We start from the raw sequence: 10,673 nt of genomic DNA on the forward strand, positions 1-10,673 counted from the left end.
GAAAAAGAGTGCGGATGAAATATTCCGCACTCTTTATGCTGTCTTATTTCTTTTTTGATTTTGATGAATTCTTGGAAGCCTCTTCCCTGGCTGCTTCCTTAGCTCTTGCAAAAAATCCTTTTTTCTTCTTTGGAGCTTCCAGAGGCCCTCTGACACCTCTTACTCCTGTAATATAAATACCGCTCACGGTAGCTTTGACTTCTTTTTTCACAGGAACAAGCGGGTAAACCTTATCATCACACATAAATGTCATGATCTTCGGCCCGACTTTTGCCTTAACGACATAAACCTTGGACCGGCGTAAATATTTCGGCGTGCTTTCCATTACGATAGATGGAAAACCGGCATCTTTCAGCTTCATACGGCCCTTGTCTATGACGAGTATGGAAACTGTCTGAGCCATGGCATCGATCTTCTCCTGCTGTTCCGCCTGCTTCTTCTGAGCGCGCTTTCCAAGAAAATAAAGGACGATCAGAGCGATGACCAGAATAACAAGAATCACGAGTGATACGATAAAAAACGGACTCATCTTAATTACTCTCCTCCAATCTTTTGTTACACATGTTGTATTGTAGCATTGTTTTTGGGGAAGCGCAAGTAGTTTGCAGGCGGGTTGCATCTTTTTTCCCCTGCAAGTATAATAAGAGAGGAATCGAGGAGGAAATAGTATATGGAAATAATATTCGAATTAACAAAAGACGCAGCTCTTTGGATACTGGACAACCTCGTATTCATCAACATCATTTTATCGATCATTATTATTTTCTTTCAAAGACGAAATCCGACAGCGGTCTGGACATGGCTTTTAGTCCTTTACTTTATTCCGATTGTCGGTTTTATCCTGTACCTTGTGGTGGGACAGGACTATAGAAAAAGTAAAATGTTCAAGATGAAAGAGATTGAAGATGAGATCAAGTACGCGGTGAGGCGCCAGGAGGAATCGATCTACCGGAGGAAGCTGAGACTGAAAACCCCGGAGATGGAGCGGTTCCAGAGCCTGATTCTTTATAACCTCAATGCGGCCGAAGCAGTGCTGACAGATAACAATGACATTCGGATTTACACGGACGGCAGGGAGAAATTCGATGCCCTGATCGCAGAAATGAACGGGGCGAAAAATTACATTCATCTGCAGTATTATATTATCCGGAATGACGAACTATGGCAGGAAATTGAAGAAGTATTGACAAGAAAAGTACAGGAAGGTGTTGAAGTCCGGGTGCTTTTTGACAGTATGGGCTGCCGGAAAATGAGGGAACGTTCCTGGAGACGTCTCGAAAAGGCCGGCGTCCAGGTGGCAGAGTTTTTCCCGGCATTTCTGGGTCAGCTGCAGCTGCGCGTCAATTACCGAAACCACAGAAAGATTGCGGTCATTGACGGCAGAGTCGGATTTGTAGGGGGATTTAATATCGGAAGAGAATATCTGGGGCTTGATACGAAGAAATTCGGATACTGGAGAGACACCCATCTTTGTATCGAAGGATCCGCAGTGACATCCCTTGCTGTCCGCTTTGTACTGGACTGGAACTACGCGGCCAAGGAAAATCTTTTCCTTCAGGACCGGCTTTTTGAAATTCCGGAATATGAGAGAGACGGAAGGTCTCTCGTACAGATTGTATCCAGCGGACCGGACTCCAAATACGACAGCGTCCGGGATAACTACTTAAAGATGATTCAGATGGCCGAAAAGTACATCTACATCCAGACCCCGTATTTCATACCGGACCAGCCGATTCTCGACTCCCTAAAAATCGCGGCAAAATCCGGAGTTGATGTAAGGATTATGATCCCGTGCAAACCGGATCACCCGTTTGTCTACTGGGCAACTTACTCCTATCTGGGCGAAATGGCCGCCGCAGGAGCAAGATGCTACACATACCAGAACGGATTTCTCCACGCAAAGACCATGACTGTTGACGGCCTGGTCAGCTGCGTCGGGACCGCCAACATGGACATCCGCAGCTTTCAGCTCAACTTCGAAGTCAACGCCACCATCTACAGCGAAGGAACAGCAAAAAAACTGGAAGACGCATTCGAAAACGACCTCCTCGTCTGCAAAGAGGTGACAGAAGAAACCTACAGACAACGCGGCCTGTCCATCCGCATCAGGGAACAGATCTCCAGACTGTTCTCACCACTTCTGTAGAACTTACGTATTTTTGGGGACGTGTTCCGATGCACAGGTACACGACGTAAATGACAAAAAAATCCCCGAAACCCGCATAAAATAAGGCAAAACTTGAATTATCAGATTTTTTTCATCGGGGACGGGTTCCGGTGCACAGGTACACGTCCCCGATGATGCGAAAGGAGTGGAGGATATTGAAGGAGTTTCTTGAGAATGTGAGAGGTTTGATGCCGCTTGTGCATAATATTACGAACTATGTGACGGTGAATGATGTGGCTAATGTGCTGCTGGCGTGTGGTGGAAGTCCGATCATGTCGGATGAGCCGGAGGATGTGGAGGATATTACTTCAATCTGCGGTGGTCTGAATATTAATATTGGTACGCTGCACAAGACGAGTATTGACGGGATGGTCCGTGCGGGGAAGCGGGCGAATGCGTTATCCCACCCGGTGCTTCTGGATCCGGTGGGGGCGGGAGCGAGTGTGTTCAGGACGAATACGGCGTTGAAGCTGATGGAGGAACTGAAGCTCACTGTGATTCGTGGAAACATCTCGGAGATCAAGACGCTTTATCTTGGGAGCGGAACGACAAAGGGGGTAGACGCGGATATTGCGGATGCCGTGACGGAGGAGAATCTGGAGGAGAGTATCGTTTTTGTCAAATCGTTTGCGAAGAAAGAGGGATGTATCATAGCTGTGACCGGAGCGATTGATCTGGTCACCGATGGAGACAGGTGTTACGTGATTCGCAATGGTCGTCCGGAAATGGGCAAAATCACCGGAACCGGATGCCAGCTTTCGGGTATGATGACGGCATATCTGACAGCGAATCCGGAGCATCCGCTTGATGCGGCGGCAGCGGCAGTCTGTGTGATGGGACTTGCCGGAGAGACGGCGTGGAAGCGGATGGAGGAGGGGGATGGAAATGCCACCTACCGGAACCGGATTATCGATGCTATCTACAATATGACCGGGGAGGACCTGGAGAAAGGAGCTGTTTATGAAGTGCGATAGAAAAGATTTTGTTCTTTATGCGGTGACAGACCGGAGCTGGCTGAACGGTAAGACGCTGACAGAGCAGGTGAGAGAAGCGCTGGAAGGGGGAGCAACCTTTATCCAGTTAAGAGAGAAAAATCTGGATGAGGAGACATTTCTTGAGGAAGCAAAAGAAATTCAGAAATTGTGCCGGGAATATCAGGTGCCGTTTGTCATCAATGATAATGTGAAGATTGCAGAGGAGATTGGTGCGGACGGGGTTCATGTCGGTCAAAAAGACATGGAAGCGGAAGATGTGAGAAAGCGGCTTGGGCCGGACAAGATTATTGGTGTTTCTGCCCAGACGGTGGAGCAGGCAAAAAAAGCGGAGCAGCACGGCGCGGATTACCTTGGAGTGGGAGCTGTGTTCCCGACGGGCTCCAAGGCGGATGCCACGGAGGTAAGCCATGAAGTATTAAAGGAAATCTGCAGGGCGGTCCGGATTCCGGTCATTGCCATCGGAGGTATCAGCAGAAAAAATGTGATGGAGCTGAAAGGCAGCGGTATCTGCGGTGTGGCTGTGATCAGCGCGATTTTTGCAAGCAGGGATATCAGGACAGCGGCGGCAGCGTTAAAAGAGAGTGTGGAAGAGATGATTAAAGAATGATCAAGGGAGTTATTTTTGATGTGGACGGAGTCCTGCTTGATTCGATGCCGGTCTGGGAAGAGATCGGCGAACTTTATCTGAAAAGCCAGGGACGGGAAGGGAAACCGGGGCTTCGGGAAATTTTGTTTCCGATGAGTCTTGAGCAGGCAGCAGACTATCTGATCCGGGAGTATGATCTTCCGAAGACGGCCGTCCGGGTGGTAGAGGAAGTCAACGGGATGATCCGGACATTTTATGCGGAGAAGGCAGAATTAAAGCCGGGAGTCCGGCGGTATCTGGAACAATTCCGGAAAGCGGGGATTCCGATGGCTGTTGCAACTTCGAGCGGAAGAGAAAATGTGGAAGCTGCATTTCGAAGACTTTCGGTGCTGGATCTATTTCAGGATATTTTGACTTGTTCGGAAGTGGGACAGGGGAAAAATCATCCGAAGATCTATCTGGAGGCAGCAGAAAAAATTGGTACAAGACCGGAAGAAACGTGGGTATTTGAAGATACCTGCCATGCACTTCTGACCGCGAAGAGGGCAGGCTTCCGGACGGTGGCGGTTTATGACCGGGCAAGCAGAAAAGATCTGGACACCTTAAAATCCGAGGCGGATATATTTCTGACGGAGTACGGGGATGTGGAATTGTTTTTACAGCAGGCATCTGCTCGGTAATCAGGCGGGAATGCGGCGAAAAAAGAAAGGACGTGTGGAAAATGAGAACAGCATTGACAATTGCGGGAAGTGACTCCAGTGGAGGTGCGGGGATTCAGGCGGATATCAAAACCATGACTGCAAACGGTGTATTCGCCATGAGTGCGGTGACTGCGTTGACTGCACAGAATACGACCGGGGTGAAAGATATCATGGAGGTTTCTCCTGCGTTTTTAAAGGAGCAGCTGGACTGTGTTTTTACTGATATCCGGCCGGACGCGGTAAAGATCGGCATGGTTTCGTCTTCGGAACTGATTCGGGCTATTGCAGACAAACTAAAGGAATACAGGGCTGAAAATATTGTGGTGGATCCGGTGATGGTAGCGACAAGCGGGGCAAGACTGATCAGCGAAGATGCAGTAGAAACCTTAAAGGAATGTCTTCTCCCGGAGGCGGACATCCTGACACCAAACATTCCGGAGGCGGAGGTTCTTTCCGGGATGCGGATCTGCACAGAAGAGGATATGATCTGTGCCGGACAGAAGATCAGTGAAACGTACCATCTGGCTGTACTGGTCAAGGGAGGCCATCAGTTAAATGATGCCAATGACCTGCTATGTCAGGGCGGTGTCTGTCGCTGGTTTTACGGAAAGCGGATCGACAACCCGAACACCCATGGAACCGGGTGCACATTGTCAAGCGCTATTGCCTCCAATCTGGCAAAGGGCTTTTCCATGGAGGAATCGGTGGAATGGGCAAAAACTTACATATCCGGAGCGCTGGGAGCCATGCTGGATCTGGGAAAGGGCAGCGGACCGATGAACCATGCCTTTGACATTCACGGAATGTTTGTCCGGGAAGCAGGAAAAGAGGCTGAATAGAAGCGGGAAAAGGACGGCTTGTCAAGAGAAAGGAAGTATGATATAACTGGAAAGAGATGATAATAAAGGAGACAGGAGTATGAATAATAAAAGGAAACAGGCTCTGGCTGCAGGAGTATGTATGATTGCGGCTGTATCCCTGCTGGCCGGATGCGGACCGAAGGAAATCGAAAATGATTATGTCAAAATTAATGGATATACAGACCTGGAAGTCAGCGAGATCACAGAGACGGAAGTGACCGACGAAACCGTGGATTCCCAGATCGAACAGATCCGGCAGAATTATGCGACCTATACGGAGATTACAGACCGGGCTGCTCAGGAGGGAGATATGGTTACGATCGATTATTCCGGAGCGATTGACGGAGTTGCCTTTGACGGAGGCACGGCATCCGGACAGCAGCTCGAACTTGGAGCGGGCGGATATATTGATGGATTTGAGGATGGAATTGTAGGTCATACAACAGGGGAAACCTTTGATGTCAATACGACATTCCCGGACCCGTACGAGAATAACCCTGATCTGGCCGGAAAAGATGCGGTATTTACAATCACACTGACAAAGATCGAAGAAGTTTCCCTTCCGGAGTTGAATGATGAGTTTGTCACCATGGTGAAGGGCGAAGACACAACAGTTGATGATTATAAGAAAGAAATCAGGGATATCCTGGAAAGTCAGGCCGAGGTACAGGATCAGACACAGAGACAGACGGAGATTGTTGACGCTCTGATGGAGAATGTAGAGCTGAAAGAATATCCGGAGGATAAAGTAGAAGAATATACCAGCCTTATGAAAGAGCAGTACCAGCAGATCGCAACTTCTTTAAATATGGAGTATGCGGATTTTCTGGAGCAGTATATGGGGATGGACGAGGAAGCATTTAATGAAGAGATAGATACACAGGTCAAAGAGTATGTCAAACAGCAGGAAGTGCTGGATCTGATTGCCGGGGAGGAGAACATTACCGTATCCGATGACGAGATTGATGAGTGGGTAGAACAGAATGCGCAGGCACAGCAGATGACAGCGGATGAGCTGAAAGAGCAGTATTCGGAAGATGAACTGAAAGAACAGGCATTAAATGAAAAAGTGATTTCCTGGCTTTGGGATGAAGCAAAAGTGACATCGGAAAGCTCTGATAATGAATAGGAATCCATAAACGCAGAGGCGTATCAGTTATTGGGAGACAGGACTGATACGCCGTTTATATTACGCAGAAAAGAACGAAAATCGAAAGAATCTGTTGCGTAAAGAGGGGAAACATAAGATAATATGAGATAAGGGGATATCTTTATATCTCTTGATTGGGGGATACAACATGAGACGCTGCTTTTATGACAGACAGACGGGAGCGGTCTTTTATGACCTGCAGAGAGGAAAGAGGGAAACAATTGAGGTGGCCATTCTTTCCGGAGGGAAAGTGCGGGTAAAAGCACCGTACCGGATGCCGGAAACAGCCATCCGCAGATTTTTAAAAGAAAAGGCTCCATGGGTCAAAGAGCAGCTGGAAAAGATCGAAAAGAGCCGTAGAGAATGGATGGAAAAACGGTTTCAGGACGGCAGCGTCTTTTATTATCTGGGAGAGCCGTTGAAGCTTTCGATAAAGAAATCAGAAGGTGAGACTGTATGGCAGAGAGACGGACAGCTGCTGATAGATCAGACAGCAGCAACACCTCAGAAGCGGAAAGAGCAGTTGGAAAAATGGTACCGGATCCGGGCAAAAGAAAATATTGAAAGCCGGGTGAAGGTGTTTGCCGCAAAGATCGGGGAGAGCCCGAATAAAGTGACTATCAAGGCACAGAAAACAAGATGGGGCAGCTGCAGCAGCCTTGGAAATTTGAATTTCAACTGGAGGTTGATCATGATGCCGCAGAAGATTATTGACTATGTGGTGGTTCATGAGCTGTGTCACTTGAAGGAGATGAACCATTCCTCGGCTTTCTGGAACCGGGTGGAGGAAATAATGCCGGATTACCGGAACCGCAGGAAATGGCTGAAAAACAATGCATGGAAAGTTGAGTGGGAGCAGATATGAAAGAAAGTTTGAAGTTGGCAGTGGAGAAGGCAAAGAGAGGCGAGAGCGAGGGATTCGGCACGATCTACAGAGAAACCTGTGCGGATGTCTATTTTCGTGCCAGACTGATGATGGGAAACCGTGGCGAAGCCAGAGAACTGGTCCGCCAGATCTACCTTGTCGTGTTCCGGACTATCAGCACGCTCCAGGATCCGGCGAAGATGGAAAAGTGGCTTTATACCGTTCTCTATAAACTCGGGGAGAGAGAATGCCAGAAAAAGAAAGGAATGATTCTGGAGAAAGAAAAGACAGCGCCTTCCTGGGAGGGACAGCGCGCTCCGGAGACGACAGCGGAGCGGCAGCAGATCGTCCGGATTCTGAAATCCAGCTACAAGAAAATAGGAACAGCCGGGAGGCTGGTCTGCCTGGCATACTACTATGAGGGATGGAGCATGGAAGAACTGTCCCGTCTGTGGAAGTGTCCGGCCGAGAAACTGGAGGGAATTCTGGAATATGCAAGGATTGAGCTGGGACTGATGTGTACCCAGGCAGGATATCTGCACGTGGACATTTCTTCAGATATGATGGTCCTGATGTTTGAACTTTTGCGGGAAGACGCGGAAGAAGAAATCCGCCAGGCAAGACTTGGGAAGCTTTATGAAGAGCTGGAAGGAGAGCTTGATATCGAAGATCAGGATGAGCCGGACGAAGAAAAGTCTTTTTTCAGGAAATGGTTCGCCATGATTATCCTTGCAGCAGCGGTGATTATCGGACTTGCCGCAGTTGGAGGGAACTATCTCGGGCAGCTTGTCACCCGCAATGAGACGGAGAAAAACGAAGAGACTGACCAGAACGAAGAAGAGGAAAAGAATACCTGGAGCCTGGCAGACTATAAAGGAAACTGGTGTGACGAGGCGAATGCGGACTCTGAAGTGATGTCGACGGACGGAATCTGCGAGGTGGAAATCAAAAGTGCCACAGACCAGAGAGTTGTATTTGATATCCGGAAAACTTACGGAAGCGACGAGGATTATGTATTCCGGGGAGCGAATGACGTGACCGGCGTTGTTTCTGATAAAACGGCCTCTTTTACCTTTTCGGACGAATATAACAACCGGATGGAAGGAACCATCGAATTCCAGGATGAGGCTCTGAAGGTTGTCGTAAAGAGGGCCTCGGGCGGACAGTCAGAAAGGCTGACAGCGGCAATGGACTGCACGATGAAGCGGGATCAGTACGCTGACAGCAGGACAAGACCTCAGGAAGAAGAGGAAGATGAGGATTATATTTTCCCGGAAAGTGACAGCCGGCTTCTGACAGAAGAAGACTTCGAGGGAAAGACAAAAGCAGAACTGCGTCTTGGACGAAACGAGATTTTTGCAAGACATGGAAGAATCTTCGAAACCGAAGATCTTGACGAATGGTTCTCATCCAAATACTGGTATGAACCGCTCTACACAGCGGATGAATTTTCCCGGAATGTACGGTTGAATTCTTATGAAAGACAGAATGCGAACCTGATTCTGGCGGAAGAGAGAAGAGCCGTGGATTAGACGGGAACGTAGGACAGGACTCCTGCATATGTATGTAAAAAAAGACATATGCAGGAGCTTTTATGGCTGTTTCGATTATGCTGGATGCAGGGCACGGCGGAAGAGATCCGGGTGCTGTTTACAAAGGAAGACAGGAGAAAGATGATGCACTTCAGATGGTACTGGCGGTGGGAGAGATTCTGGAAAACCGGGGAATTGACGTTCAGTATACGCGGACAACAGACATCTACGAGACACCGTATCAGAAGGCGATGAAAGCAAATGAGGCCGGAGTGGATTATTTTATTTCGATCCACCGGAATTCCTACCCGGCGGACAATGCAGTGTCCGGGGTGGAAAGTCTCGTATATGATCTTTCAGGAATCAAATATGAGCTGGCCGAGGATATCAATGACCAGCTGGAGACAATCGGTTTCCGGAATCTGGGAGTGAAGGCAAGACCGAATCTGGTCGTCCTGAAACGGACGAAGATGCCGGCCGTTCTTGTGGAACTGGGATTTATCAATTCCGACACGGATAATCAGATTTTTGATGAGAATTTTGACGCTATTGCTCTGGCAATCGCTGAGGGAATTCTTGATACACTGATGCAGCGCCCGGATATGGACCTGGACAGTGAACCGGAGGAAATGCCGGGGGTGACGCCGGAAACAGAGACGGAGGAAACAGAAGAAGAGGCCCGCTACCACATTCAGGCCGGTGCATTCCGTAATCCGGACAATGCACAAAGGCTGAAGGACGAACTGATTGCAGATGAATTCCCGGCTTTTATCAGCCATGAGGGACCATATTATAAAGTGCTGACAGGAAATTTTGCTTCCGTCGACAAAGCAGCGGATACCGAGCAGGCACTGAAACGGGCCGGATATCAGACGGTGATTGTATCAGAATAAAGACAGATACCGGCACGAAAAAGAAAAGGAGAAATACAGATGGAAGACAGACTGGAATTTCAGGGAAAACTTGGATGGATTCTGGAAGAGGCAAAGCGGCAGGATAACAGGATCCGGAAAGAAGAAATCGAGAAATATTTTGAAGATGACCATTTAAGCGACGAACAGATGGAGCTGGTATACGACTACCTTTTGTCTCAGAAGGTAGCCGTATCAGGATACGAAAGAAAGCATGGGAGAATTCTGACAGAAGAGGAAAGGGAGAAATCCTATTCAGAGGAAGAAAAGCGCTATCTTCGCAATTATCAGATGGAGTTGAGAGAAGTGCAGGGAGAGCAAAAAGGACTTTCCGAATTTCTGGAAAAAGTACTGGGGATCGCGGAATCTGTCCATGACGGGAGCGTTTTTCTCGGGGATTTGGTACAGGAAGGAAATGTCAGCCTGATGCTGGCGCTTCAGGAGACAGAAGACGAAGAAAAGATTCTGGAAGCGGTACAGGAGGGGATCGAGGCATTTCAGGAAGAGCAGAAAGACGTCCATGTCAGAGACCGGAAGATGGTTGAGAAGGTGGACGAGCTGGAAAGACAGATCAAAAAGCTCAAAGAAGAGATGGGCAGAAAGATTACCCTGGAAGAACTTGCCCTTTATACGGACAGGAGCGAGGCGGAAATCCGCTCTGTTTTAAAGCTTGCGGGCGAGGAAGTGAAAGACGAAGAAGAAAACTGACAGATAAACAAAGGGGCTATCGGGAAATAGATAGTCCAAATCAGGGGCAGATGTGACTCATACGAGTCACATCTGCCCCTGAAATTTATCCTCTAAAAAGAGAAAAAGATGGCTAACGACAACCATCTTCCTCTCCGTTCCATGTTATAATGGAACTATGCTAAAACAAGATTATTATAACGATTTTTTTGAAATTGG

11 protein-coding genes are annotated in these 10,673 nt (G+C 48.3%); 10 read left to right on the forward strand and 1 reads right to left on the reverse strand.

Going from position 1 to position 10,673, the window contains the following annotated elements; all coding sequences use genetic code 11:
- Positions 1–43: 43 nt before the first annotated feature.
- The gene (locus H6A32_RS09195) at positions 44–529 is read right to left on the reverse strand and encodes an ABC transporter ATP-binding protein (RefSeq protein WP_087167118.1); all 486 of its coding nucleotides are present in this window, start codon (positions 527–529) and stop codon (positions 44–46) included.
- Positions 530–670: 141 nt separating this feature from the next.
- Here H6A32_RS09195 and cls point away from each other — a divergent pair, with 141 nt between their 5' ends.
- From cls to H6A32_RS09245, 10 genes are all read left to right on the forward strand, one after another.
- Positions 671–2,146, forward strand: coding sequence for a cardiolipin synthase (gene cls, locus H6A32_RS09200; protein WP_087167119.1), 1,476 nt, complete (start codon positions 671–673; stop codon positions 2,144–2,146).
- 173 nt (positions 2,147–2,319) lie between these two features.
- Positions 2,320–3,141: a hydroxyethylthiazole kinase gene (thiM, locus tag H6A32_RS09205; RefSeq protein WP_087167252.1), complete on the forward strand. Its 822-nt coding sequence runs from the start codon at positions 2,320–2,322 to the stop codon at positions 3,139–3,141.
- Entirely contained in the window at positions 3,128–3,769 is a 642-nt protein-coding gene (gene thiE / locus H6A32_RS09210; protein ID WP_087167120.1) for a thiamine phosphate synthase, read from the forward strand. Before thiM ends, thiE begins: the two co-directional genes overlap by 14 nt.
- On the forward strand, positions 3,766–4,428 hold the full coding sequence (locus H6A32_RS09215; protein WP_087255295.1) for an HAD family hydrolase: 663 nt from the start codon (positions 3,766–3,768) through the stop codon (positions 4,426–4,428). Before thiE ends, H6A32_RS09215 begins: the two co-directional genes overlap by 4 nt.
- 41 nt (positions 4,429–4,469) lie before the next feature.
- Positions 4,470–5,288, forward strand: coding sequence for a bifunctional hydroxymethylpyrimidine kinase/phosphomethylpyrimidine kinase (gene thiD, locus H6A32_RS09220; RefSeq protein ID WP_191436478.1), 819 nt, complete (start codon positions 4,470–4,472; stop codon positions 5,286–5,288).
- A 79-nt stretch (positions 5,289–5,367) separates the two neighbouring features.
- On the forward strand, positions 5,368–6,438 hold the full coding sequence (tig, locus tag H6A32_RS09225) for a trigger factor (protein WP_118635516.1): 1,071 nt from the start codon (positions 5,368–5,370) through the stop codon (positions 6,436–6,438).
- A gap of 169 nt (positions 6,439–6,607) precedes the next feature.
- Entirely contained in the window at positions 6,608–7,324 is a 717-nt protein-coding gene (locus tag H6A32_RS09230) for a M48 family metallopeptidase (protein ID WP_087167124.1), read from the forward strand.
- Positions 7,321–8,856: a YARHG domain-containing protein gene (locus H6A32_RS09235; protein WP_204864203.1), complete on the forward strand. Its 1,536-nt coding sequence runs from the start codon at positions 7,321–7,323 to the stop codon at positions 8,854–8,856. The genes H6A32_RS09230 and H6A32_RS09235 overlap by 4 nt, the downstream gene beginning before the upstream one ends.
- A 62-nt stretch (positions 8,857–8,918) precedes the next feature.
- Positions 8,919–9,749 carry an N-acetylmuramoyl-L-alanine amidase gene (locus H6A32_RS09240; protein WP_204864204.1) on the forward strand — a complete coding sequence of 277 codons (831 nt, stop codon included), beginning with the start codon at positions 8,919–8,921 and terminating at the stop codon, positions 9,747–9,749.
- 39 nt (positions 9,750–9,788) lie between these two features.
- Positions 9,789–10,475 (forward strand): RNA polymerase sigma factor region1.1 domain-containing protein, encoded by a 687-nt coding sequence (locus H6A32_RS09245; protein ID WP_204864205.1) that lies wholly within the window; start codon positions 9,789–9,791, stop codon positions 10,473–10,475.
- Positions 10,476–10,673 lie beyond the last annotated feature (198 nt).

It is taken from the genome of Drancourtella massiliensis (genome assembly GCF_016900655.1).
GTDB lineage: Bacteria > Bacillota > Clostridia > Lachnospirales > Lachnospiraceae > Sellimonas > Sellimonas catena.

Bases quoted from the DNA above. Each gene is read 5' to 3' on its own strand.
- H6A32_RS09195 (WP_087167118.1), bottom strand. From the start codon at position 529: ATGAGTCCGTTTTTTATCGTATCACTCGTGATTCTTGTTATTCTGGTC.
- cls (WP_087167119.1), top strand. From the start codon at position 671: ATGGAAATAATATTCGAATTAACAAAAGACGCAGCTCTTTGGATACTG.
- thiE (WP_087167120.1), top strand. From the start codon at position 3,128: ATGAAGTGCGATAGAAAAGATTTTGTTCTTTATGCGGTGACAGACCGG.
- H6A32_RS09215 (WP_087255295.1), top strand. From the start codon at position 3,766: ATGATCAAGGGAGTTATTTTTGATGTGGACGGAGTCCTGCTTGATTCG.
- thiD (WP_191436478.1), top strand. From the start codon at position 4,470: ATGAGAACAGCATTGACAATTGCGGGAAGTGACTCCAGTGGAGGTGCG.
- tig (WP_118635516.1), top strand. From the start codon at position 5,368: ATGAATAATAAAAGGAAACAGGCTCTGGCTGCAGGAGTATGTATGATT.
- H6A32_RS09230 (WP_087167124.1), top strand. From the start codon at position 6,608: ATGAGACGCTGCTTTTATGACAGACAGACGGGAGCGGTCTTTTATGAC.
- H6A32_RS09235 (WP_204864203.1), top strand. From the start codon at position 7,321: ATGAAAGAAAGTTTGAAGTTGGCAGTGGAGAAGGCAAAGAGAGGCGAG.
- H6A32_RS09240 (WP_204864204.1), top strand. From the start codon at position 8,919: ATGGCTGTTTCGATTATGCTGGATGCAGGGCACGGCGGAAGAGATCCG.
- H6A32_RS09245 (WP_204864205.1), top strand. From the start codon at position 9,789: ATGGAAGACAGACTGGAATTTCAGGGAAAACTTGGATGGATTCTGGAA.